Origin of the sequence: Nocardia otitidiscaviarum (genome assembly GCF_007362295.1) — a bacterium.
In the GTDB taxonomy this organism is placed as follows: domain Bacteria; phylum Actinomycetota; class Actinomycetes; order Mycobacteriales; family Mycobacteriaceae; genus Nocardia; species Nocardia otitidiscaviarum.
In genome coordinates this window covers 5,431,563-5,455,041 of the sequence record NZ_CP041695.1, presented here as the reverse complement: position 1 = coordinate 5,455,041, position 23,479 = coordinate 5,431,563, and the positions used below count along the sequence as shown (strand labels likewise).

The window sequence follows — 23,479 nt, the reverse complement described above, 5'->3', positions numbered from 1 at the left end:
CGCTCGCGGCGTGCGTCCACCCTCCCGCGGCCCCGGGCCGCCCGCATTGTTCGGCCACACAGTCCGCGCCCGCCTCCGGTGTGGCCCCGCCCATTGGGACGCGCGTCACCCGGTCGCAGAATGTGAGCCGGACCGAGGAGGAGATTCGATGAGTTCGAGAACCATCACCGCGGCACTGGCGGGTGTCGCCGCGACGGTGTTGTCCCTGGCGACCGCGACGGCCGCCCCGGCCGACGGCGGCGCCGAATACGTCGCCCTCGGCGATTCGGGCGCGGCCACCACCGGCATCGTCAATTTCGATACCTCAGCACCCCTGAGCTGCGCACGCTCCACCACCAACTACCCGCATCTGGTGGCCGCGCAGCTCGGCCTGCGCCTGGACGACCGGACCTGCAGCTCGGCCCGGATTCCGCATCTCACGCAGTCCCAAGCGGCCGGTGTGCCACCGCAATTGGACGCGCTTGGTCCGAACACCCGCCTGGTGACCCTGCACATCGGCGCGAACGACGCCCGGTTCACCGCCCATCTGCTGGACTGCTACCTGGCCGCGGCGCGCGGCGGCTGCGCCGGAACCGCCGACGGCTGGGATGCCGATATCGACGCCATCGCCGCGCCCTATGCCGCCGCCCTGCGTGAGATCACCCGCCGCGCGCCGCATGCCGCGCTGGTGGTCGACGGCTGGCCGCGCTATCTGCGCGACGGCGGCTGCCCCGAGACGCTCGGCCTGGCCCCGGCCGACGCCGCCTACATCCAATCCAAGTTCGAACGCCTCAACGCGGTGGTGGCCCGCGAGGCCGCGGCCGTCGGCGCGCTCTATGTGGACACCGTCGCCGCCTCGGCGGGCCGCGACGCCTGCGCGCCCGCGGGGGTGCGCTGGTTCGATCCGCTGCTGGCCACCGAGACCCTGGTGCCCTATCACCCGACGGTGCAGGGCATGCGCGGCGTGGCCGACCGGGTGGTCGAGGCCGTGCGTGCTGCCGGAGTTCTGCCCCTCTGATTGACATCACCTGCCATCAGTTCATACTTGCGGGTATGAGTGACAACGAAGTCGGGACCGCCACCCCACCGCTGGCAGATGTGATCAACGGCGCGCTGGAATTCACCATTCCGGCCGCCCACCGCATGGGAGTGCGCGCCCTCGAAGTACGGCCCGGCTTCGCGGCCACCACCGTGCCCGCCGAGGGCAACGCCAACCACTTCGGCGCGATCTACGCCGGGGTGCTGTTCACCGTCGCCGAGATCCTGGGCGGCGCGATCGCCATCGCCAGCTTCGACAGCGCCGAGTACTACCCCCTGGTCAAGGATCTGCGGATCGCCTTCCGCAAGCCAGCCCGCACCGATGTGCGCGCCGAGGCCACCCTCGGCGAGGAGGAGATCGCCCGCATCACCGCCGAGGCCGCCGCCAACGGCAAATCCGACTTCACGCTGCGTGCGGTCGTCACCGACGCCGACGGTGTGCTGGTCGCCGAGACCGAGGGCCTGTACCAGCTGCGCGCCCACGGCAAGTAGCACGTTGCCCGGCTGACTCCGATACGCCAGCCCGGCCTTTCGGGCGGAATGTAGCCCTGCGGCCGACTCGTTCGCCAGGATGGGGGCATGGATCGGTTTCTGGTGCTGCACGATTACGGAATCAGCCGGGCCTGGTGGTGGGTGCGGGCGAGTTCGCCCCGGGAGATCCTCGAGACCTTCGCCGAGGTCGAGGTGATCGAGGACGAGGAGTTGCTGGAGCAGGCGCGGCATCTGCGCCTGGACGAGACCGCGGTAGACGCCGACGACTTGCCGCCGGGCCTGCGGGATCTGCGGGATCAACGCCGGGCGCAGCGGTCGCGGCCCGGCTTCGGCGCACTGGTCGGTCGGGGCATCGTGCACCTGCGCCAGAGCGAGGGCGCGTTCGTCGCACTCATGGAGCTGGGCCCCGACGGCCACCGACTACGCGAGGTGGCCATCGCCGGTGACGGCACCGTACTGCGCACCGGCGCCGACGAATGGCCCGCGCATCCGCCCGTCGACCTCTACGACCCGGAGTTGGCGCGGCACACCATCAGCCGCGACGAATTCGAATTCGCCTGGGCCGCGGCCGGAGCCGACGACGACGCCTGAATCAGACCGACTCGTCCGCCATACGGAAGGCGCCGCTCTCGAGGCGTTCGATGAGACCGTTGGTCCAGGCCGTCCGGCTGTCGGCGGTATCGAGCCAGAGTCCGACCACCGCACCCACCGGGCCCCACGTGTCCAGATCGGTACCCGACGGCAGCTCGGTGGTGATGCTGGCGCGCCACCGCGCCAATTCCGTCGCGCGGTCTCGGAGCAACCCGATCGCCTCCGCGCGCGGCAGGTCCTCGATCAGGCCCACGGCGGCGGCCAGCACATCGAGACGCGGGTCGCGGTGTGCCAACGCCGTGCGCAGGGACGCCAGGTATTCCGCGTCGCCCGCCTCGGTGATCTCGTACTCCACGCGGGGTGGCCCGCCGGCGGCGCTGGGCGTGCTGTCGTGGACGACCAGTAGCCCGTTCCTGGTCAGCGCTTTCAGCGCGTGGTACACCGAACCCGAAGTGGCGCGGGCCCATTCGTGCGCCCCCCAGGACTCCAGATCGGCACGGACCTGATATCCGTGCGTGCGCCCGCGGCGGCGCACCGCGCCCAGCACGAGCAACCGAACCGCGGACACACGTCTCCTTCTCGGTCAGGCGGGTGAGGTTACCCACCACAGTGTGCCGAACGGGTCGACGAATCCGCCCGAGCGGCTGCCATCCGCTGCCACCTCGACCTCCCGTGCGGCTCGTGCGCCGACGGAAACCGCCCGCTCGAAGGTCTCATCGGCATCCGGGACGGTCGCCCAGAGCTGTACGTGCACGGGATCGGCGGGCGATCGCAGACAGCGGCCTCCGTCCGGTCCCGAGTCGGCGAAGTACACCGCTGCGTCGCCGATTCGCGCCTCCGCGTGGATCACTCGCCGTGGATCCGTTTCCAGGGGGATGAGTTGAGCGATCTCGGCGTCGAATGCGCGTTCCAGGAACTCGCGGAAGATCTGGGCGTCGTCGACCATGACGTAGGGGGTTACGGCGGACATCACTACCTCCTTATTAGCCAAATTTGGCTAGTGCCATTCTAGCCAAATTTGGCTAGCTGTCCATGGCGCGGGGAGATCGGATCTAGACGAGGCCCGCTCGCGGGGGCAAGCTGGGAGGGGTTGCGCAATCGGTTGCTGCGAGTACGCTCATTAATGAGTGTGCTCACTGATGGACCGGGAGGTGCACATGGTTCATTCGCCTCGGGACGTGCGGGGCGGGCGGCGGGTTCGGAAGATGCTGGACAAGCAGGGCCGCATCTTCGAGGCGGCCGCGCATCTCTTCGCCGAATACGGATTCGAGCGGGTGACCACACAGCAGATCTCCGATCGCGCGGATATTGCCGCCGGGACGCTGTTCCGGTATGCGGCATCCAAGGGTGAGCTGCTGCTCATGGTCTACAACGAGGAGTTCCGGGCGGCACTGGACGCCGGGGAGCGGGTGGCGCGCGAGCGGACCGACCCCGGGGCGGCGATTACCGCGCTGGTCCGCCCGGTGCTCGACCTCGCTGCCCGCCGGGTCGAGAACACCATTGCCTATCAGCGGGAACTGCTGTTCGGGCCGCCCACCGAGCAGTACCGCGCCGAGGGGCTCGCCCTCGTGCAGCGGCTCGAATCCACCATCGCGGACATACTCGCGGCATCGGCCCGATCGCGCGGGGTCGAGCCGCCGGACCTGCACGAGCGGGCCGAGCTGGCCGGACGCAGTGTGTTCGCCGTCCTGCATCTCGCGCTCGCCCAGCCCTCGACGGGCGCCCATGCGGGCCATGACGCCGCCGCGGACCTGCGGGGGCAGATCGCACAGATCGTCGCCGGATTCCTGGCGCGGAAAGGAGAACAATGAGCATCGAGATTCGCAAGGTCACCGTGCTGGGGACCGGAGTGCTGGGTTCGCAGATCGCCTTCCAGACGGCATTCAGCGGATTCGACGTCACCGCCTACGACATCGACGGTGAGGCGCTGGACGCGGCGCGCGAACGGTTCGCCAAACTGGCGGGCATCTACCGCTCCGATGTGCAGGGCGGCGGTGACGGCAAGGCGGAGCAGACCGCCGAATCCATCACGCTCACCTCGGATCTGGGCGATGCGGTGCGCGACGCCGATCTGGTGATCGAGGCGGTGCCGGAGGTGCTGTCCATCAAACAGGAGACCTACGAGAAACTGGGCAAGCTCGCGCCGGAACGCACCATCTTCGCCACCAACTCCTCCACCCTGCTGCCCAGCGCCATGAAGGACTTCACCGGGCGGCCGGACAAGTTCCTCGCCCTGCACTTCGCCAACCAGGTGTGGAAGTTCAACACCGGCGAGGTCATGGGCACCACCGACACCGATCCGGCGGTCTTCCAGGCGGTCGTCGACTTCGCCGCGGCCATCGGCATGGTCCCGATCGAATTGCACAAGGAGAAGGCCGGTTACGTCCTCAACTCCCTGCTGGTGCCCTTCCTCAACTCCGGAATGGCCCTCGCCGCAGGCGGATACGCCGAACCCGAGGCCGTGGACAAGACCTGGCGCATCGCCACCGGCGCCCCCATGGGCCCCTTCCAGATCCTCGACGTCATCGGCCTCACCACCCCCTACAACATCCTCGCCAATGGCGACGAGAACGGCCGGCAGCTGGCGAAGTGGCTGAAGGACAACTACATCGACAAGGGCAAGCTCGGCATCGCCACCGGCGAGGGCTTCTACAAGTACTGACGCCGCTCGGCCCGGACCCGATCAGCTCGGGTCCATCGCGCCGCCGTGATAGCGGGAGGCGGCGTTCCACAGGAAGAAGCTGTCGATGCCGCGGGCCGCGGTGGCCTCGATCTGGGCGCGGACCTCGGCATCGCCGTAGGTGACGCCGAGGCTGAAGTCCTGCAGCCACGGGATCACCTTGGCATTGGTGCCCTCCACCTGGCGGTGGAAGTCCTCCAGGGAGCGGAAGATGATGTCGTAGGGCTGGGCGTTGGGATTGGCCACGCCGTACTCGCCCGGATTCCAGTGCGAGGGATAGAGCATGGGCGCGACGTAGTCCACGTGCGGCGCCATGAGCCGGATGTCCTGGGCGATCTGATCGGGGCGGGTGGAGGCGATGCCGAAGACCGCGGCACTCTGGTACGCACCCGCGTCGCGCACCGGAGTGCGGCTCTCGCGCAGGAATTCGGCGATGGAGACGCTGGCGTTCTCCGTCAGGCCCGGGAAGGCCATGCTGGACAGCGACCCGTCGGGGCGACGGACGTAGTCGTACATCACCTCGTCGAAGCCGAGCCGCGCGGCTTCCACCGCCAGATCGATGTTGTACCTGCGAATCTCGGGGTGGGCGAAGTTCGTGAACGCGATGGCCCCGTAGTGGCTGGAATACGGCGCGCCGCCGCCGTTCTGGATCACCCAGTCGCGGCGGCCGTTGTGCCAGGCCCACTCCGCCATGGTCGGGTCGCGGAAGGCCACGATCCGGCCGACCACCCGCAACCCCATGTCGTGCAGCGTCCGCAGCGCGGTCGGAGCGTCGTAGATGGTGGTGGCCGCACCCGACTCGCGGGCCAGCGGCACCTGGGAGTCGTAGCCGACGACCCCGTCCTCGTCCTTGATGTCGAGCTGCACGGTGTCGATCCGGCCCTCGCGCGCCAGATCCAGCACCGCCTCCCGCAAACCGTCGTGCGACCAGGCGTGCGCGGTCACGTGCACCGCGCGAATCCGCGGCACCTCCACCCGGGTGGTGATGGGCTGCCTGGTCTCGTTGCCCGCCGCGTCCGCGGCCACCAGTGCCGCGCCGACCGGGGCGTTGGGCAGCGTGAGTTCGAAGGTGCCGTCGTCGGCCACCTCGACCGGCCGCCCGTCCAGGGTGAGGCTGTCCGCGCCGGAGACCGTGCCGCTCAGGGTCACCGGTTCGCGGTAGGACCCGACCGTCTCCGGCTGGCTGACCTCGAGCGACGGCGGTCGCGCATCGACGGTGAAGGTGCCGGTCGTGCCCGGGCCGGTGCGCAGCGCGCCGAACGGTCCGCCCGGCGGAATCTCCGCGGTGAGGGTGTGCGGACCGTCGGCGAGCTCACCCGGCCGGAACACCACGGTGTCACCGGACACCTCGCCGGTGACCGCCTTCCCGTCGAGTTCGAGCCGCACCGCCTCGGCGTCGTGACCGCTGGCGTCCACCACCAGCGCCAGCTCCCGCAGCGCGGCGGCGTTCACGACCCCGTCGGGAAGTCCGTTGAGCGCCATCCCCTCCGGGTCACCGCGCAGCGCCCCCGCCGTCAGCGCGATGACCACGATCATCACCACCGCGATCGCGACCACCACCGCCGCCCGCATCCGTCCAGCACGCGGAATCCGCCTCAACAACCCGTACACCCACTCTCGTTCGACTGCCTCCCCAGTCTCTACCGGGAAGGCCGTCCGTCATGCCATCTTCACAACTCTGGTACCAAATCGATTGCCTGACACTAGAGTTGGTGAGATGCGCGGAAAGACGCTGATGTTGGCGCGCCTGGCCGCGGTGGGCCTCGCCCTCGCCGCCTGCGCGGCGCCGGAGGACAGTGAGCCCACACCCCGGGCCGAGACGGCGGCCCCGACCACCACGGTCGCCCCCGATCCGGCGGCGGTCGGCGCGAACGAGTTAGGGCTCGTCCCGGTGCTCATGTATCACCAGCTGTCGCCCGCACCCGCGGGCGAATACGACCAGACGCCGGAGGAGTTCCGCGCCGAGCTGGAGCGGCTGTACCGGGAGGACTACCGCCCGATCACGGTGTCCGACTACATCTCCGGGACGATCGACATTCCCGCGGGCACCCATCCGGTGGTGCTGACCTTCGACGATTCCACCACCAGCCAGCTCGCCTTCACCGCCGACGGCGCCCCCACACCCGACAGCGCCGTGGGGATCCTGGAGGAATTCCGGTCCCGCTACCCCGATTTCGCCCCCACCGCCACCTTCTTCGTGAACAACGACCCCTTCGCCGGGGAGGAGCGGGCGCTGCCCTGGCTGGCCGCGCACGGCTACGAGATCGGCGCGCACACCGCCTCGCACGCCAACCTCGCGAGTCTCGACGCGGCGGGCGTGCAGCGGGAGCTGGTGGAGAACGTTCGCGCCATCGCCGCGGCGGTGCCGGACCAGCCGGTGCGTGCCATGGCCCTGCCGCTGGGCATCTTTCCCGGTGACCGGACCCTGGCCGCGACCGGCGGCTGGGACGGCACCTCCTACGCGTTCGAGGCCGTCATGCTGGTGGGCTCCAACCCCGCGCCGTCGCCGTACGGCCCGGTCGATCCGGCCGGCGTGCCGCGCATCCGGTCGGGCCGCGACACGGTGCCGTTCGATTCCGCCTACTGGCTGGACCGGCTGGCCGAGCAGCGCTACACCTCCGACGGCGATCCGGCGCGGATCTCCTTCCCGCGTCAGCTGTCCGGTGACCTGGCGGCCCGCTGGGCGGACCGGGCCAATCCGTACTGACCGCCGTCAGACCGCCGACAGCTCCGGAATCCGATCCGCCAGCTCCACCACCTCGGCGAGCAGGTCGGCCGTTGAGCGCAGCTGTTCGCCGGTGTGCTCGGAGGTGATGAAGAACCGCAGCCGCTCCTTGCCCGCCGGTACCGCCGGAGCCGAGATGGCTCCGGCGTACACGCCCCGTTCCAGCAGGGTGGCGGAGACGAATCCGGCCCGGAGCTCACCGGGCACGATGACGGGCACGATCGGAGTTCCCTGGGAATCACCGAGATTCAGGCCGTGCGCGCGGAGCGCGTCGTTGAAGGTCCGGGTATTGCTCCACAGTCGTCGCACCCGCTCCGGTTCCGCCTCGAGCAGGTCCAGGCCCGCCGCCGCGGCGGCGATGGTGGACGGCGCGGGACCGCCGGTGAGCATGGCCACGCCCGGCGCGCTCGCCTTCATGGCCCCGATCAGATCGGCGTCGGCGGCCACGAACCCGCCGCAGCTGCCCAGAGCCTTGGACAGGGTGCCCATCCAGATGTCGACGTCAGTCCCGGCCATGGCGTAGTGCTCGCGAATGCCGAGCCCGCGCGGACCGAGCACGCCGAGCGAATGGGCCTCGTCCACCATGACCGCGCAGTCGAATTCCCGCGCGACGGCCGCCAGTTCGGCCACCCGGCCGATGGTGCCGTCCATGCTGTAGTGGCCTTCCAGCACCACCAGCGCCCGGTCGAAGCCGCCGCGCGACATCTTGAGCACCGATCGCAGCGAATCCGGGTCGTTGTGCCGGAAGTTGACCCGCCGACATCCGGCCCACTGCGTTCCCGAGACCACGCTGCCGTGAATGAGCGAGTCGCAGACCGCCACATCGCCCTCCCGCAGCAGGAAGCCGATGACCCCGGCGTTGGTGAGGTAACCGCTGGTGGTGACCATGGCATCGCCCTGGTCGTACAGGTCGGCGAGGCGTCGCTCCAGGTCGCCGTAGAGCGGGATCTCACCGGAGACGATACGGCTGGCCGAGGCCGACGCGCCGTATCGATCCAGTGCGCCCTTGGCCGCCGCCACCACCCGCGGATGGCTGGACAGGCCCAGATAGTTGTAGGCGCTGAAGTTCACCAGCTCCCGATCCGCCGCCCGGATCACCGTGTCGTTCGGGCTCTCGCGCGGCAGGAACAGCGGGTTGGTCAGGCCCGACTGCGCACTGATGGCCTTGATCGCCGCCTGCTTCTGAACGGTCGCCGCCACCTCCGGGTGATCGGCGAACTGTCGGCCCGGCCCGCGCGGGGCGCGTGCCGGTGCGGCGGCCGCCGGTCGCGCGGTCACGGTCCGGGCGGCGGGTTCGCTGTGGACGCGCTTGTCGGCGAGTAGTTTCCGCGCCAACTCACGTGCCGATTCGCTCATGCTGCTTCCTTTCCGGCCTGCTCGCCGCCGACCAGTACTTCCGCGGCCCGCGCTCCGGCCTGTGCCAGCGTGAACGACCGGCCCACCTTCAGCGACATGAGATCCACGCCCACGGATTTGCCGACCAGTGCGCCGAATTCGACCGCCATGAGCGAATCGAGGCCGAGTTCCGGCACCGGGATGTGGATGTCGATCGAGTCGGCGTCCACTCCCATGACCGCGGCCAACTGCTCGGCCAACATGTGGGCGACCACATCCCCGCGCTGTGCCTCGTCGAGTTCGCGCAGTGTCGCGACCAGATGCGAGGCGGCGGAATCGTCCTCGGCCGCCGCGGCGATGAGCGCCGCCACCCGGCCGGTCATGCCGAAGATCGGCGCGGTGCTGCCGACCGTGCGCCAGTCCACCGGAATGATGGCCACCTGGTGGTGGATGTCGAGTTCCAATGCCTTCTCCAGGAATTCGGTGCCCTCATCCATATCGATGGCGTCGAACCCGGTGGTGCGCAGGTAGCGTGCCACGTTCTCGTCCGCCTCGGCCATGCCGCCGCCGGACATGTGGCCCCAGCCGACCGCCAGCACCTCGCCGCCCCCGCGCGCCACCACGTCCGCGACCGATTGCAGGGCGATATTCGCGGCCGTGTAGGAGTACTGCCCGGTGCCCGCGAAAATGGCGCTGCCCGAGGAGAACAGCACGAACATATCCAGTTCCGCCCCGACGGCGGCGATGCCGTGGCGCAGCGCGTGCACGCCCTCGATCTTCGGCCGGTACACCGCGGCCAGGCTGTCGCGGTCCATGACCGAGACGCGCTTGTCGTCCACCACGCCCGCGGTGTGGAAGACACCGCGCAGCGGATGGTCGGCGTCGTGCGCCCGCGCGAGGACCGCCGCCATCGCTGCGGCGTCGGTGACATCCACCTGCTCGGTGACGATCTCGACGCCCTGCTCCCGCCAGGCGGCGAGCTGGGCGCGGCTGGCGTCGGTGCGCGCACCACCGCGCCCGAGCAGGGTGAGGTGGCGTGCGCCGCGACCGACCAGCCAGCGCCCGACCGCCAGGCCGAACGCGCCGAAACCGCCGGTGATGAGGTAGCGAGCCGCCGGATCGACGGTCACCGGTCGGGTGTCGGGGCGCACCAGCGGGGCCGGGTCGTCGAGGCTGAGCGCGATCCGGCCCATCCGGGTGGAGCGGGCCACATCCTCGAACGCCTTGGTCACGTCATTGGTGCCGTACAGCTCGAACGGCAGCCGTCGGTAGCGCTGGGCAGCGAGATGTTCGTTGACCCGGCCGATCACGCGCATGGTCTCGGCGCGACGCTTGGCCAGCATGCGGTCCAGATCGAAGGAGTGATAGGAGACGTTCTTGTCGAACAGTCGCATATCGAGCACGCCGCCGCCGTAGATATCGGCCTTGCCGATCTCCACGATGCGGCCGAATTCGGCCACCGCCTTGAAGTTCCGGCGCAGGATCTCCCCGGGGGCGGTGCTGATCACCACGTCGGCGCCGCGACCGTCGGTGAGTCCGAGCACGTCGTCGGCGAAGTTCAGCGAGCGGGAGTTCAGCACATGATCCGCACCCTGGTCGAGTACGTAGGCGCGCCGCTCGTCGGTGCTCGCGGTGCCGATCACGGTCGCGCCGTGCAGTTTCGCGATCTGCACGGCCGCCGAGCCGACGCCGCCCGCCGCGCCGTGCACCAGCACCACATCGCCCGCGCGCACCCGCGCCAGTTCCAGTAGCGCGTAGTCGGCGGTGGCGAAAGCCGTTCCGCTGGTGCACGATCCGGGTTCCGCGTCGGTGTCGTACTTGATGATCAGATCGCGGGGTGCGGTGTGGTAGCGGCTGATCATGCCCTTGGAGGTCAGCGTCACGGCGTCGCCGACGGCCAGATCGTCCACTTCGGGTCCGACCCGTACCACCACACCGTCGCCCTCCATGCCGGGCAGGGTGCCGAAGAAGGTCTCCGCCATATCCTGTTCGGTGAGCACGCCGATCACCTTGAGCGGATCCTTGTAGTTGAGGCCGATGGCGCTGATCCGCACCTCCACCTCGCCCGGTCCGGGTTCCCGCCGCCCGCAGCGCCGCCAGCCGAGCCGCGAGAGCACCCGCGACTTGGGCAGTTCCAGCGTGAAATTCGCCTCCGGATCGGTGAGCGGCACCGCCTCGTCCAGCTTGTCGAGCCGTTCCGGCAGCGTGGCGGCCACGACCGTCACCCAGCGCAGGCCGTTGCGCAGCATCACCTCGTCGGCGTTGTCGTAGCCGAACGCACCGGGAACCGCCAGTTCCGCCGCCAGATCGGCGGTGGAGACCTCGGGTTCGACGTCCACCAGCCGCCAGCGCAGTCGCGGCTGCTCGTTGAGCAGGACGCGGCGGGCACCGGCGAGCGCGGCCTGAGACGGGTTCGGCGCGGCGTCCTCGTCCGGATGGGCGTAGGCGCGTTCGGTGATCAGGCTGACGTGGATGGAACCGTCACCGGTCATGGGCATCTCGTCGCCGCGCTGTTCCAGCCACACCTCGAGGAAGCCCTCGATGGTGACCGCCAGGCGGCGCAGCGTCCACAGGGCGTCGAGATCCGCGTACGCGCTGCCCGCCACCACGGCCACGTGCAGGCGTTCGACACCCTCGGCGGCGATCGCGGTCCGAAGCCGTTCCAGGACAGCGTCTTCCAGGTCGACGCGGTTCGGATCGCCGGTCGCGAACAGTTCGGAGCGCGGCGCGGTCGCGGCCACGGCGGTGGCGCGATCGCTCACCTCGGGGCCGAGCTCGACGACGAGGGTGAAAGCGCCCTCCGGCGACGGCAGCGCAGCGCGGTCCACCGGATCCCGCAGCTCCCAGCGGTCCTCGAAGAAGATGTCGGTCATCCGTTGCAGCGCACCGCGTCCCGGGGCGATGGAACCGAAGCGCATGCCGACGATCTGCAGGACCACATTCTGTTCCGCGTCCAGCAGATCGATATCGGCGACGGGCGCGCCGGTGGTGTCGAGCCGGGCCACCACCGTCACCTCGTCCGGAATGGTCTCGAAGGCTCGCACCCCGTCCACGGCCACCGGCACCATGGCGCCGTCGTCCGCGCCGCCGGTGCCCGCCAGCAGCGCCGCCACGCTCTGCAGCGCGGCGTCCACCACGCACGGGTGGGCGAGGTGGCCGGAGTCTCGGGCCACCGAACCGTCCAGGGTGGCGACCACGGTCGAACCGGAGACGCGGACGGCGGTGGCGCGGCGAAAGGTCGGACCGTACCGGAGTCCGCGCGCCGCCAGCCCGTCGTAGAACGCCGTCGGGTCCAGGGCATACATATCGTCGACGTCGGACAGCTCCACCTTGGTGGACTCGAAGACGCCGCCCTGGATCAGCCGCCCGGTGGCATGGGTGGTCCAGAGGGACCCGGCCATATCCCGGGAGCGAATGGTGAACCGGCCGGTGGACTCCTCCACCCGCAGTTCCACGACCGGGGCCGCGCCCTCGTCGATGACCAGCGGTGCGATGAAGCGCACCTCCTCCACCGCCACCCGGGTGGATTCGGTGCGCAGCGCGACCGCGCTCAGCGCGGCGTCCAGGTAGGCCGCGCCGGGCAGGATGCGCGCCTCGCCGACGACATGGTCGGCCAGCCACGGCATCGCGCCCACGCTGAGCTGGAGACGCCACGAGGTGGTGGAGTTGTCCAGGTCCGGATCGCCCAGCATCGGGTAGCCGTCAGGGGTGCCGTGGCGGCGCTGCTGGAAGACGGGATTGAGGTTCTGCAGCCGGGTCCGCTGCCACGGGTAGCGCGGCAGGTCCACGTGCGGGGTCACGGTCTCGGTGAAGAGCGCGTCGATATCGAGGGCCCCGGCCGTGTACAGCCCGGCGATGGTCTGCCGGATGCTCTCGGTATCGGACTGCTTGCGATGGAGCGTGGGCACCGTGGTGCCGGATTCGCCCGCGACGATGAGGATTTCGCGGATATTCGCGCCCAGCACCGGATGCGGTCCGACCTCCAGGAACACCCGGCTGCCCGCCCCGACCAGTGCGGTGACGGCATCGGCGAAGCGCACCGGCTGCCGGACATTGGCACACCAGTACTCGGCATCCCAGTCGCCCGCGGTGACCCGTTCCCCGGTGACCGTCGACCAGAGCGGAATGCGCGGCTCGGCGAGGGTGAGATCGGCCAGGGCCGTGCGCAGTTCGTCGAGGATCGGCTCCATGAGGTAGCTGTGATACGGCACCTCGACATGCAGCCGCTTGGCGAAAGTGCCCTGCTCGGTGAGGGTTTCGGCGATCTCGTCGAGGCGCGCCTCGGCCCCGGCCAGCGTCACCGCGCTCGGACTGTTGACGGCGGCCACATCCACCAGCTCGTCACCGTCGATGAGTTCCCGGGCGGCGGCGAGCGGGAGCCCGACGGCCAGCATGCCGCCCGATCCCGCGGTGGTGGCCTGCAAGCGGGCCCGGTGGTAGCTGACCAGGAGGGCGCCGCGCAGTGACAGCATGCCGGTGACGTAGGCGGCCGACACCTCACCGACGCTGTGCCCGACCACCGCGGCCGGACGCACGCCCAACTCCGCCAGCATGGCGAACAGCGACACCTGCACCAGGAAGTTGGCGGGCTGCGCGACCGCGGTCGTGGTGACCTTGGATTCCTCCTCCGGGCGCAGCAGCTCCTCGATGATCGACCATCCGGCGATCTCGGTGAACACCGCGTCGATGCGCTTCGCCTCGGCGGCGAAGACGCCGTCGGTCTCGAGCAGTTCCCGGCCCATGCCCCACCACTGTGGCCCCATGCCGGTGAAGACGAAGACCGGTTCCGGATGCTTGCGGGCCACCGTCTTGGTCGCGCCGCGGCCGGAGCCGTGCGCGAAATCGACCAGGGCGCGCACCAGTTCGGTGTCGTCGCCGAAGGTCAGGGCGGTGCGGTAGGGGTGATGCCGCCGCCGGGTCCAGGCCGCCTCGGCCAGCCGGGCCGGGTCCGCGCCCTCGGCGATGAGCTGGGCGAAGCCCTCGGCCAGTTCGCGGGCGGCCTGCTCGCTGCGCGATGAGATCGGCAGTACCCCATAGTGTTTCGGAGCACGCGCGGTGTTCGCGGTCGGCACGTACTCCTGCAGGATGGCGTGTGCGTTGGTGCCGCCGTAGCCGAAACCGTTGACGGCCACGGTCATTCGCTCGACCTCCGGACCGACCGGCTCGGCTTCCAGCTGGAGCCGGATTCCCAGTTCGTCGAACGGGATATCCGGATTCGGCTCGTTCAGCCAGCCCTGCGGGGCGATGGTGCGGTTGGCGACGGCCAGCGCGGATTTGATGATGCTGGCGATGCCGGACGCCGCCTCGGTGTGCCCGAGCTGCGCCTTCACCGAACCCACGCCCAGGGGAGCGGTGCGGCCCGGCACCCGCCCGTAGGCATTGCCGATGGCCCGCAGTTCCAGCGGGTCACCCACCGGAGTGCCGGTGCCGTGCGCCTCCACATAGGTGACCTGGTGCGGCTCGATACCGGCCCGCCGGGTCACCGTCTTGGCCAGTTCTTCCTGGAGATCGGCATTGGGCACCGTGATGGCGGTGGTGCGGCCGTCCTGATTGGAGCCGGTCGCCTTGATGACGGCGTACACCCGGTCGCCGTCGCGCTCGGCGTCGGCGAGCTTCTTGAGCACCACCATGCCCGAGCCCTCACCGCGGCCGTACCCGTCGGCGGCGGCGTCGAAGGGCTTGCTGCGCCCGTCGGCGGCGAGGAACCCGCCCTTGCACATGGAGACGAAGGGTTCCGGGCCGAGCAGCATGGTGACGCCACCGGCCAGCGCCACCGTGCAGTCGCCGCTGTCCAGGGCCTGGCAGGCCAGGTGCAGCGCGACCAGGGAGGACGAGCAGGCGGTGTCGACGGTCAGCGCCGGGCCGACCAGGTCGAGCGCGTAGGCGATGCGGTTCGACAGCATGGTGTAGGACGCGCCCACCGCGGTATGCATGTCCACGTACGGCAGCGCGGCGTTGGTGGTGGACACCGCGAGTTGGTCCAGGGTGAACGCGCCGAGGTACACGCCGACGGGCGCGCCGGTGATGCGGCCCGCCATTCCGGCGTCGTCGAGCGCCTCCCAGGCCACCTCGAGTACGAGGCGCTGCTGTGGATCCATGGCCGCGGCCTCGCGCGGCGAGATGCCGAAGAAGTCGGGATCGAATTCCCAGGGGTCACCGGTCATGAACGCGGCGCGCCGGGTGTACATCCGGCCCGGAGTGCGTTTGTCCGGATCGTAGTAGCGGCGATAGTCCCAGCGTGATTCCGGGATGTCGACCACCCCGTCGCCCTTGCGGACCAGGAAGTCCCAGAACGATTCCGGTGAATCGATGCCACCGGCATAACGGCAGCCGATTCCGACAATGGCGATGTCCGACACGACGAGCTCCTCGGCGAAACTGGAGAATGGACCTGCTGATATCCCCCCGCTGTTCGTCAATCCGCGCGGACCGGAACCGGTGGGCGCAGGACGAAATTCAGCTCCGGACCGGTCTTTCCGATCCGAGCCTTGGTGACGAACTCGAAGCCGAAGCGGCGATAGTAGGCGACGTTGTCGTCCTTGGTTATCCCGCACACCGGCGCGGATTCCCGGTCGGCTTGCGCGTCGACCCAGTCGACCAGCGCGCGACCCACCCCACTGCGCTGAATGCCCGGATCGATGCCGAGATAGACCAGCAGGTGGTGCGGTTCGGCGGGTGCGACCCTGGCGATGGCCTCGTCGACGTGGATGCCCCGCACGGTGGCCGGTCCCATGGCCCACAGCAGCTGTGGACCCGAAACCATCTCGCGCCACAGTGATTTGCGGTATCCGGCGGGGTACCACAGCATCGCGCCGACCACCCGGTCGTCGAGCGTGGCGACGATCGCGCCGTCGCCGGGTAGGAAGCGGTGCCGGATCATCGTCCGCAGCATGCCCGGCGTGCGACGTTCGCGGATCGCCGCATCCGGGAAGACGTACTCCTCGATCGGATCGTCGGTGGCGAAGGCCGCCGCGACAACGCGAACGATTTCGTCGATGTCAGCCTCGGTGGCCCGGCGAATAGTCGGAGTGGCCGACTGATTCAAGTCTGTCCCTTACATTTTCGTGCCCATAGTCCGACCCCCGATGCCGAACTGTCCCTGCCTGCCCTACCGGACGGTAGCCGATGATGCTACTTGCCAGTAGGTTACACGCGTTCACTGATCTCGCCACCGGTAACCGTTGTGGCATAGAACAATTCACCGCCGGATTGCGTCGCGGAGGAACATGTTCTAAGGTGGCCCGTTCCGACAATGTCCATGCGGGACTTCGTAATTGGCCCAGACGGTTGAATTCCGGACATACTTCTCATTCTTCGAACTGTTATGCATAGCCGCTATGAGCGTGTAGCCTGATCCCGGCCCTGAACACGACAATGCTCGTTCGGAAATGGGGACAAGCTCCGTGCCACCCACATCGGCATACGGCTGGGGAAGCGGCGTCATCGACCAGCTGTCCAGCCCGCCAGAGGTAACGCAATACCAGAATCCCGAGGATTCGCCCGCCACCATCGTCACCTACCAGCAGCTCGACTGGGCGATCATCGCTGTCGCCTGCGCCGCCGTGATCGCCCTCGCGGTACTGCTGATGGTGCTGGTGAGCAATGCGGAATTCGGTGCGGGGCCACCGACCCTGCCCCCGCACCCCGAAGCCTGCCAGCCCTTCTGCGCGGGCGGCACGGGCTACTGACACCCGCTCGGCCGCGACACGGGTCGCGGCCGAACGGAAGCCGCTACAGCGCCCGCAGGACGCGCCGCGCGATGAGCGGATCGGACAGCGGGCGCAGGGCGATCCGCATGAGCGCGAGGGCGTTGTCGTCCCCGGCCACGCGGTTCACTTTGAGCACTCCGCAGACCAGACACTGGTGCACCAGCGACCATTCGCCGTCATCGCGCACCGACATGCTCACCGCCCGCATCCGCCCACGGCAGGCCGCGGACCGGTCACCGGGAACTCGATCCACGTGGCGACTGGCCAGACAGTGCGGACAGTGGTTGCGATGCGCGGTGCCCGGCGCGGCGACCGGCACGTCGAGCCGGCAGCCCACACACCGGAAGGCGTCGCCGGATGTGCCCGCGCGGCCGTGCAGGACGGTTTTTCCACGCTGTTCGCGCCGCGGTGCCGCCTTGTTCCGGCGCGGCATCACAGCTCGCCGAACACTTCGAGCGGGAACGGCGGTTCGGCGAGCGGACGCACGGCCAATCGCATGAGGATCAGCTGATTGTCGTCGCCGCACACCGAATGCAGCGCCAACTCGTGGCACCGCGTGCAGCGGTGCACGAGGCCCCACTCACCGGTGCGCGACACCGCGATCGACAGCGGAGCCATGCGCGCCCGGCAGTCCGAGACACCGCCGTCGACGTGGTCGACGGTGTGCCGGGAGTGCAGGCAGCTGGGACAGTGATTGCGCCGACTGCCGTCGGGCGCGAGGACGGCCACGGTCAGACCGCAGCGCAGGCAGGGGAAGGTTCCGGTCCGCAGGGTCGGACCGGGATCGTGCTGGGTGGAGAAAGTGTCGGACAACCCGGATCACTCCTAAGCCGAGAGCTGATGTGCAGACAGCAGGAGCAGGCCGAGTGCGCCTCGGTGACGCAGGTCGTTACGGACGTATCCGGTTGTGGGCGGCCATATCTCGGGCCGAGGCCACACCATGAGGCGCTCTCGGCGCGGGCTGGCTCATAAATCATCCCCTCCGGCGGGTGAGTTCGGTGTGCGCGAACAGCGCGGCGGCAACCGTAGCAGCGGCCGCGCTCCGGCCGCCACCGGTTTTCCGGCCGTCAGGTGCGAGGTCGGGCCAGGCGGGTTTCGTGGACGCGACCGCGCAGCGTCACCGATTCGCCCGGATCCCAATGCTTGCGCTCGGAGGGTTCGGCGCTGCTTACGGCGGTGGCGGAGGCCAGGACGCGGCCGTCGTCCTGTTTGGCCAGTTCGCACAGGCGGGCCGCCTCGTTCACCGGATCTCCGATGACGGTGAACTCGTAGCGGCGATGCGCGCCGACATTGCCCGCCACCACCCGTCCGGCCGCGACACCGATGGCGGCGTCGAATTCGATGGCGGCGCCGGACAATCGCCGCCGGATGGCGCGGGCGCTCGCGAGCGCGGCCCCGGCGGCGTCGGTCAGCGGCGCGGGGGTGCCGAAGATGGCCAGTGCGGCATCGCCCTCGAACTTGTTGACCAGGCCGCCGTGCCGCTCCACCTCGTCCACCACGATGCCGAAGAACTCGTTGAGAATGGTGACGATCTCGTGCGGGGGCCGGGTCGCGGTCATGGCGGTGGAGCCGATGACGTCGATGAACAGCGCGGCCGCCTCGCATTCCTCCCCGCCCAGCTCCGGCTGCCCGGCCAGCGCCGCTGCCGCCACATCGCGGCCGACGTGGCGGCCGAACAGATCCCGGATCTGTTCGCGCTCGCGCAGTCCCGCCACCATGTGGTTGAAACCGCTCTGCAACTCACCGAGTTCGGTGCCGTCGTAGACGGTGACCGCCACCTGCAGATCACCGTCCTCCACCCGGCGCATCGCGGTGCGCACATTGCGGATGGGCGCGACCGTGGCGGCGAGCGTCTGCGTCATGAGCAGCAGGCCGAAGACCAGCGTCGCCCCGCCGAGCGAGAGCACGCAGACCGCCAGCCGCTCGGTGCTGACGTTCACTCCGGCCAGCGCCAGCACCGCCACGATCATGAGCAGCGCCACCGGCGTGCCCGAACCCAGCACCCACACCAGCAGTGATCGGCCGAAGACGCCGAGGCCGCGCTGCCGTCGGCGCGGTTCGGCCTCGAGCACCCGCGCGGTCACCAGCCGCAGGGCGAATTCGGTGATCAGATAGCTGTTGGCGCAGACCACGACGGCGCTGAACCCGACCCCCAGAATGATCTTGGGCACGAAGGCCGGATCGACCAGGCCGTACAGCGGCGTCAGCACCGCCATCCCGCCGAACCACAGCAGCGCCTGCTGATGCACCAGCCGCCGCGGTACCTTCGACGACGCGATGCGCTCCGCCTCGTTCGGAATCCGCTCCGGATCGGTGGCCCAGCGCAGCGTCCGCAGCCCGGACAGCGTGCCCCACACGAAACCCACCGCCAGGGCGAAGGTCACGTACACCGGGACGGCCACGAAGTTCAGGAGCACCAGGTCCTGCGTGAACACCGACGGACCCGGCAGCACCAAGCCGATGAGCAGGGCCGCCACCACCACACCGGTGAGGTTCGCGAACAGCACCGGCACGGTCAGCAGCAGCTGTACGCGCACCCGCCGCGACGTCGCTCCCTGATCGGCGGGCCCCAGCAGGCGCGACCCGAACGGGGCCGCGCCCAGCGCCCTGGGCGTCACATCGCTGTCGACCATGGATGCAGCCTAAGCGTGATCACGAACCGCCTGCTGGGAGGCGTCCGGGCGCGCCCGCTCGAGCGCGCCGGAATCACCGGGATCGCCAGGCGTTGGCATGGGATATGAGTACTCCGCTGGCCGCCGTCCGCTTCTCCATCCTGGACCGCTCGCGGGTGCGCCACGGGCAGAGTCATCCGGAGGCGCTGCGGGAGACCGTGGAATTCGCCCGACTCGCCGAGCGGTGGGGCTATCACCGCTTCTGGGTCTCGGAGCATCACAGCGTGCCCGGGGTGGCCGGATCCGCGCCGACCGTACTCGCCGCCGGGGTCGCCGCCGCCACCGCGCACATCCGGGTGGGCACCGGCGGGGTCATGCTGCCCAATCACCAGCCGCTGGTGGTGGCCGAACAGTTCGGCGTGCTGGAGTCGCTGTACCCGGGACGCATCGATATGGGGCTGGGCCGTTCGGTGGGCTTCACCGGGGGCGTGCGGCGCGCCCTCGGCCACGGCAGGGACTATGCCGATGATGTCGACGCCCAGCTGACCGAACTGCTGGACTATCTGGCCACCGGTCGCGCGGGCGTGCACGCCTGGCCCACCGAGGGCCTGCGCATACCGGCCTTCCTGCTGGCCGTCGGTTCGGGCGCGGTTCGGGCGGCCCGATTCGGGCTGCCACTGGTGATCGCTCCCGCCGCCGGAACATCCGCCATGGTGCGGTCCATCGAGCGCTACCGCGACGACTTCCGGCCCGGATACGACGCCACGCCCTACGTCGTGGTGTCCACCTCCGCCGTCGTCGCCGATTCCACGGAGCATGCCCATCGCCTGCTGCTGCCCGAGGCGTGGTCGGCCGCCTGGTCGCGCACCCGCGGCGAGTTCCCGCCCCTGATCTCGCCTGAGGAGATCGACCGCATCGCCATGACCGACAAGCAGCGCGGCATCTTCACCGACTCGCTGCGCGGCCACATCCACGGCACCGAGGAGACGGTCGTGGCCGAGCTGGAGGCGCTGGTCGTGCGCACGGGGGCGGACGAAATCCTGGTCCACACCAGCACTTACGATCGCACGGCTCGGCTGGAATCACATCGCCGCCTGGCCGCCGCCGTCGGCCTCACCGCGCGCTCACCTGCTGTTTTCGCCTAATACATCGGCTGTTTCGCCGCCGGTTGCCCGGAAAAAGCTGCACTGCACCGGGTTACGAATCGTCGGTAGGCTGTGAGCTGTGATTACGCTCAGGAAAGAAGACGGGGCCGCGGATCTCGCGGGCATCACCAAGATGAGTGTCGGAGTGAGCTGGGATCCGTCCGCCGGTGCCAGCGGGGGTCTGCTGGGTATGGCGCGCCGTAAGAAGGGCGTGGACCTGGACCTGGTCGCCATTCTCATGCAGGGCGGCGATCCGGTGCGCTTCGCCGGACTGGACTCCCTGGACCCGCTCGGCAACGGCTCGGTGGTGCACACCGGTGACGAGCAGACCGGCGCCGCCTCCGGCGACGACGAGACCGTGCACGTCACCTTCGCCAATGTGCCGACCGCCATCGACTCCATCGTGTTCGTGGCCGCGGCGTTCAAGAAGGGCTCATCCTTCGAGAAGGCGAACAACATCTCGTTCAAGATCTACGACGCCACCGGCGGCAGCTCCCAGCAGGTGGCCGATATCTGGCCGTCCCTGCTGGGCAGCGACAATGCCAACGCCATCGCCCGCGCCTTCCGCAACGGCCCGGCCTGGCAGCTGGAGGTGCTGGACCGCAAGGGCAAGATCAAGCAGGGCGATATGCAGGCGCTGCTGCACTTCGCGCTGGCCTGATCCCGGCTCTCAGCGGCTGGGGTCCGGCCAGGTCCACTCGGCGACCACCGGGATGTCCGCACCGTGTTCGCGCGTCCACTGGCGCGCGTTCCAGCGGGCATCCACCATCTCCTGGCGTAGCCCCGCGGCCGTCTCGCGCAGCGACGGCACCCGGTCGATGACATCGGTGACCAGGTGGTAGCGATCCAGGTCGTTGAGCATCACCATGTCGAAAGGCGTTGTGGTGGTGCCCTTCTCCTTGTAGCCGCGCACATGCAGCTCATCGTGGTTGGTGCGGCGGTAGGTGAGCCGGTGGATCAGCCAGGGGTAGCCGTGGAAGGCGAAGATGACCGGGCGGTCCCGGGTGAACAGCGTGTCGAATTCGCTGTCCGGTAGTCCGTGCGGATGCTCGTTCTCGGGCAGCAGCCGCATCAGGTCCACCACGTTCACCACGCGAACCCGCAGCTCCGGCAGGCGATCTCGCAGAATGGCGGCGGCGGCCAGGGTCTCCAGCGTGGGCACGTCGCCGGCGCAGGCCAGCACCACGTCCGGGGTGCCGCCCACCGTGTCGTTGTGGCCCGCCCACTCCCAGATGCCGACCCCGCGCGCGCAGTGCCGCGCCGCCTCGGGCACCGACAGCCACGACTCCTGCGGCTGCTTGCCCGCCACGACCACATTCACGTAGTGCCGCGAGCGCAGGCAGTGGTCGTAGGTGGACAGCAGCGTATTGGCGTCCGGCGGCAGATACACCCGGACGATCTCGGGGCTCTTGTTCAGCACCACGTCCAGGAACCCGGGATCCTGATGGGTGAAGCCATTGTGGTCCTGCCGCCAGACATGGGACGACAGCAGGTAGTTCAGGCTCGGAATGGGCCGCCGCCACGGCACCTGCGCACTGGCGTCCAACCATTTGGCGTGCTGGTTGAACATGGCGTCGACAATGTGGATGAACGCCTCGTAGCAGGTGAACACCCCGTGCCTGCCGGTGAGCAGGTAGCCCTCCAGCAGGCCCTGGCACATGTGCTCGGACAGCACCTCGATCACCCGGCCGGTGCGGTCCAGCTTGACGTCGAATTCGCCGATCTCGGCCTGCCAGTCGCGCCCGGTCACCTCCAGAATGTCCTGCAGCCGATTGCTGGCCAGCTCATCGGGCGCGAAGGTGAGGAAGTTGTCCGGATTTCGCCGGGTCACCTCCCGCAGCCAGCCGCCCAGCACGCGCGTCGCCTCATGCTTGACCGCGCCGGGCCGGGCCACCTCGACCCCGAAGTCGCGCCAGTCCGGCAGCGCCAGATCGCGGATCAGCAGGCCGCCGTTGGCGACCGGATTGGCGCTCATGCGGCGGTCGCCGACGGGGGACTGCTCGATCAGCTCGGGCACCGGGCCGCCGTTGGCGTCGAACAGTTCCTCGGGCCGGTAGGACTTCAGCCACTCGTCGAGGACCGCGCGGTGGGCGTCATTGTCGCGGGCCGCCGCCAGCGGCACCTGATGCGCCCGGAAGGTGCCCTCCACCGGATCGCCGTCCACGATCGGCGGGCAGGTCCAGCCCTTCGGGGTGCGCAGCACGATCATGGGCCAGCTCGGCCGGGCGCCGTCGGAACCGCCCCGGGCGGCGCGCTGCATCCGCTCGATGCGATCCAGGCAGGAGTCGGTGGCCGCCGCCATGGCCTGGTGCACGGCGGCCGGATCGCTGCCCGCCACCACGATCGGGTCGTACCCGTATCCCCGCAGCAGCGACAGCAGTTCCGATTCCGGAATCCGGGCGAGAATGGTGGGGTTGGCGATCTTGTACTCATTGAGCGCCAGAATCGGGATCACGGCCCCGTCCCGGGCCGGATTGAGAAACTTGTTGGCGTGCCAGCTGCCCGCCAACGGCCCGGTCTCCGCCTCGCCGTCGCCGATGACGCAGAACACCGTGAGCCTCGGATTGTCCAGTGCCGCACCGTAAGCGTGCAGTAGGGAGTAGCCGAGCTCGCCGCCCTCGTGGAAGGAGCCCGGCGTCTCGGGTGCGCAGTGGCTCGGCACTCCGCCCGGGAAGGAGAACTGGGCGAACAGCGCGCGCATACCCTCGGCATCGCGCGGAATATCGCTGTAGAGCTCGGAATACGTGCCCTCCAGCCAGCCGCACGCATTCGGCCCCGGTCCGCCGTGGCCTGGTCCGGCCACGAAGACCGCGTCGAGATCGCGCTGGCGAATGGCCCGATTGGCATGCGCCCATACGAGATTCAGTCCGGGCACGGTGCCGAAGTGGCCGAGCAGGCGCGGTTTGATGTGCTCGGGGCGCAGCGGTTCGCGCAGCAGCGGATTGTCCATCAGATAGATCTGGCCGACGGACAGATAGTTCGCCGCCCGCCACCACGCGTCGATGGCGGTGAGTTCCGCGCGGGACAGCGGGCCGGACGCCTCGCCGAGTCGATACGGTCGCGGTGCGACGGTGCGCCCGCCGCTGCTATCCACATTGTCGGCCGCGGTGTCGCCGGTAGCGCCCTCGGCCTGGGCCTGCTGAGCCATGCGCCGACTCTCCTCACGTTCGTTT

At 69.5% G+C, this 23,479-nt stretch carries 19 protein-coding genes; 9 read left to right on the top strand and 10 right to left on the bottom strand.

Annotation, left to right across the window (positions count from 1 at the left end; genetic code table 11):
- The first annotated feature begins 148 nt into the window (after positions 1 to 148).
- The 3 genes from FOH10_RS24420 to FOH10_RS24410 all read left to right on the top strand — a co-directional run bounded on the left by FOH10_RS24420 (position 149) and on the right by FOH10_RS24410 (position 2,100).
- Positions 149 to 997: an SGNH/GDSL hydrolase family protein gene (locus FOH10_RS24420; RefSeq protein ID WP_143982485.1), complete on the top strand. Its 849-nt coding sequence runs from the start codon at positions 149 to 151 to the stop codon at positions 995 to 997.
- A gap of 35 nt (positions 998 to 1,032) precedes the next feature.
- Positions 1,033 to 1,509 (top strand): YiiD C-terminal domain-containing protein, encoded by a 477-nt coding sequence (locus FOH10_RS24415; RefSeq protein WP_029926631.1) that lies wholly within the window; start codon positions 1,033 to 1,035, stop codon positions 1,507 to 1,509.
- 87 nt (positions 1,510 to 1,596) lie between these two features.
- Positions 1,597 to 2,100 carry a hypothetical protein gene (locus FOH10_RS24410; protein WP_143982484.1) on the top strand — a complete coding sequence of 168 codons (504 nt, stop codon included), beginning with the start codon at positions 1,597 to 1,599 and terminating at the stop codon, positions 2,098 to 2,100.
- Between the two features lies 1 nt (position 2,101).
- On the opposite strand, the gene FOH10_RS24405 is transcribed toward FOH10_RS24410, so the two are convergent.
- Together FOH10_RS24405 and FOH10_RS24400 are read right to left on the bottom strand one after the other, a co-directional pair.
- Positions 2,102 to 2,668, bottom strand: coding sequence for a PadR family transcriptional regulator (locus FOH10_RS24405; RefSeq protein ID WP_143982483.1), 567 nt, complete (start codon positions 2,666 to 2,668; stop codon positions 2,102 to 2,104).
- Positions 2,669 to 2,683: 15 nt separating this feature from the next.
- Positions 2,684 to 3,070 (bottom strand): VOC family protein, encoded by a 387-nt coding sequence (locus FOH10_RS24400; protein ID WP_143982482.1) that lies wholly within the window; start codon positions 3,068 to 3,070, stop codon positions 2,684 to 2,686.
- A gap of 235 nt (positions 3,071 to 3,305) precedes the next feature.
- On the opposite strand from FOH10_RS24400, the gene FOH10_RS24395 reads away from it, so the two are divergent.
- On the top strand, positions 3,306 to 3,911 hold the full coding sequence (locus tag FOH10_RS24395; protein WP_143982481.1) for a TetR/AcrR family transcriptional regulator: 606 nt from the start codon (positions 3,306 to 3,308) through the stop codon (positions 3,909 to 3,911).
- A complete protein-coding gene (locus FOH10_RS24390; RefSeq protein WP_143982480.1) occupies positions 3,908 to 4,762 on the top strand; it encodes a 3-hydroxyacyl-CoA dehydrogenase in 855 nt (284 codons plus the stop codon). Before FOH10_RS24395 ends, FOH10_RS24390 begins: the two co-directional genes overlap by 4 nt.
- A gap of 21 nt (positions 4,763 to 4,783) precedes the next feature.
- Here the strand turns inward: FOH10_RS24390 and FOH10_RS24385 are convergent, their stop codons facing one another.
- Positions 4,784 to 6,391 (bottom strand): putative glycoside hydrolase, encoded by a 1,608-nt coding sequence (locus tag FOH10_RS24385; RefSeq protein ID WP_244961360.1) that lies wholly within the window; start codon positions 6,389 to 6,391, stop codon positions 4,784 to 4,786.
- A 106-nt stretch (positions 6,392 to 6,497) separates the two neighbouring features.
- Between FOH10_RS24385 and FOH10_RS24380 the strand changes: the two genes are divergently transcribed.
- Positions 6,498 to 7,487 (top strand): polysaccharide deacetylase family protein, encoded by a 990-nt coding sequence (locus tag FOH10_RS24380; protein ID WP_244961359.1) that lies wholly within the window; start codon positions 6,498 to 6,500, stop codon positions 7,485 to 7,487.
- A 6-nt stretch (positions 7,488 to 7,493) separates the two neighbouring features.
- Here FOH10_RS24380 and FOH10_RS24375 read toward each other — a convergent pair whose 3' ends face one another.
- Genes FOH10_RS24375 through FOH10_RS24365 form a run of 3 tightly spaced genes read right to left on the bottom strand, consistent with a single transcriptional unit; the run spans position 7,494 to position 15,885 of the window.
- Positions 7,494 to 8,861 carry an aminotransferase class I/II-fold pyridoxal phosphate-dependent enzyme gene (locus FOH10_RS24375; RefSeq protein WP_143982479.1) on the bottom strand — a complete coding sequence of 456 codons (1,368 nt, stop codon included), beginning with the start codon at positions 8,859 to 8,861 and terminating at the stop codon, positions 7,494 to 7,496.
- Complete coding sequence (locus tag FOH10_RS24370) at positions 8,858 to 15,199, bottom strand: type I polyketide synthase (protein WP_143982478.1); 6,342 nt, start codon at positions 15,197 to 15,199, stop codon at positions 8,858 to 8,860. Before FOH10_RS24370 ends, FOH10_RS24375 begins: the two co-directional genes overlap by 4 nt.
- A gap of 56 nt (positions 15,200 to 15,255) precedes the next feature.
- Positions 15,256 to 15,885 carry a GNAT family N-acetyltransferase gene (locus tag FOH10_RS24365; protein WP_244961358.1) on the bottom strand — a complete coding sequence of 210 codons (630 nt, stop codon included), beginning with the start codon at positions 15,883 to 15,885 and terminating at the stop codon, positions 15,256 to 15,258.
- 358 nt (positions 15,886 to 16,243) lie between these two features.
- Here FOH10_RS24365 and FOH10_RS24360 point away from each other — a divergent pair, with 358 nt between their 5' ends.
- The gene (locus tag FOH10_RS24360) at positions 16,244 to 16,528 is read left to right on the top strand and encodes a hypothetical protein (RefSeq protein ID WP_039818931.1); all 285 of its coding nucleotides are present in this window, start codon (positions 16,244 to 16,246) and stop codon (positions 16,526 to 16,528) included.
- A gap of 43 nt (positions 16,529 to 16,571) precedes the next feature.
- On the opposite strand, the gene FOH10_RS24355 is transcribed toward FOH10_RS24360, so the two are convergent.
- The 3 genes from FOH10_RS24355 to FOH10_RS24345 all read right to left on the bottom strand — a co-directional run bounded on the left by FOH10_RS24355 (position 16,572) and on the right by FOH10_RS24345 (position 19,182).
- The gene (locus tag FOH10_RS24355; protein WP_143982477.1) at positions 16,572 to 16,982 is read right to left on the bottom strand and encodes an RNHCP domain-containing protein; all 411 of its coding nucleotides are present in this window, start codon (positions 16,980 to 16,982) and stop codon (positions 16,572 to 16,574) included.
- On the bottom strand, positions 16,982 to 17,362 hold the full coding sequence (locus tag FOH10_RS24350; RefSeq protein WP_143982476.1) for an RNHCP domain-containing protein: 381 nt from the start codon (positions 17,360 to 17,362) through the stop codon (positions 16,982 to 16,984). The genes FOH10_RS24355 and FOH10_RS24350 overlap by 1 nt, the downstream gene beginning before the upstream one ends.
- Before the next feature lie 254 nt (positions 17,363 to 17,616).
- Positions 17,617 to 19,182, bottom strand: coding sequence for an adenylate/guanylate cyclase domain-containing protein (locus FOH10_RS24345; protein WP_143982475.1), 1,566 nt, complete (start codon positions 19,180 to 19,182; stop codon positions 17,617 to 17,619).
- 104 nt (positions 19,183 to 19,286) lie between these two features.
- Between FOH10_RS24345 and FOH10_RS24340 the strand changes: the two genes are divergently transcribed.
- Positions 19,287 to 20,306 (top strand): MsnO8 family LLM class oxidoreductase, encoded by a 1,020-nt coding sequence (locus FOH10_RS24340; protein ID WP_143982474.1) that lies wholly within the window; start codon positions 19,287 to 19,289, stop codon positions 20,304 to 20,306.
- Between the two features lie 79 nt (positions 20,307 to 20,385).
- Entirely contained in the window at positions 20,386 to 20,967 is a 582-nt protein-coding gene (locus FOH10_RS24335; protein WP_029926645.1) for a TerD family protein, read from the top strand.
- A 9-nt stretch (positions 20,968 to 20,976) separates the two neighbouring features.
- Here FOH10_RS24335 and FOH10_RS24330 read toward each other — a convergent pair whose 3' ends face one another.
- Entirely contained in the window at positions 20,977 to 23,454 is a 2,478-nt protein-coding gene (locus FOH10_RS24330; RefSeq protein ID WP_143982473.1) for a phosphoketolase family protein, read from the bottom strand.
- Between the last annotated feature and the right edge of the window lie 25 nt (positions 23,455 to 23,479).

Coding starts and splice junctions, on each gene's coding strand:
- FOH10_RS24420 (WP_143982485.1), top strand. CDS start 149: ATGAGTTCGAGAACCATCACCGCGGCACTGGCGGGTGTCGCCGCGACG.
- FOH10_RS24415 (WP_029926631.1), top strand. CDS start 1,033: ATGAGTGACAACGAAGTCGGGACCGCCACCCCACCGCTGGCAGATGTG.
- FOH10_RS24410 (WP_143982484.1), top strand. CDS start 1,597: ATGGATCGGTTTCTGGTGCTGCACGATTACGGAATCAGCCGGGCCTGG.
- FOH10_RS24400 (WP_143982482.1), bottom strand. CDS start 3,070: ATGTCCGCCGTAACCCCCTACGTCATGGTCGACGACGCCCAGATCTTC.
- FOH10_RS24395 (WP_143982481.1), top strand. CDS start 3,306: ATGCTGGACAAGCAGGGCCGCATCTTCGAGGCGGCCGCGCATCTCTTC.
- FOH10_RS24390 (WP_143982480.1), top strand. CDS start 3,908: ATGAGCATCGAGATTCGCAAGGTCACCGTGCTGGGGACCGGAGTGCTG.
- FOH10_RS24380 (WP_244961359.1), top strand. CDS start 6,498: ATGCGCGGAAAGACGCTGATGTTGGCGCGCCTGGCCGCGGTGGGCCTC.
- FOH10_RS24375 (WP_143982479.1), bottom strand. CDS start 8,861: ATGAGCGAATCGGCACGTGAGTTGGCGCGGAAACTACTCGCCGACAAG.
- FOH10_RS24355 (WP_143982477.1), bottom strand. CDS start 16,982: ATGCCGCGCCGGAACAAGGCGGCACCGCGGCGCGAACAGCGTGGAAAA.
- FOH10_RS24345 (WP_143982475.1), bottom strand. CDS start 19,182: ATGGTCGACAGCGATGTGACGCCCAGGGCGCTGGGCGCGGCCCCGTTC.
- FOH10_RS24340 (WP_143982474.1), top strand. CDS start 19,287: ATGAGTACTCCGCTGGCCGCCGTCCGCTTCTCCATCCTGGACCGCTCG.
- FOH10_RS24330 (WP_143982473.1), bottom strand. CDS start 23,454: ATGGCTCAGCAGGCCCAGGCCGAGGGCGCTACCGGCGACACCGCGGCC.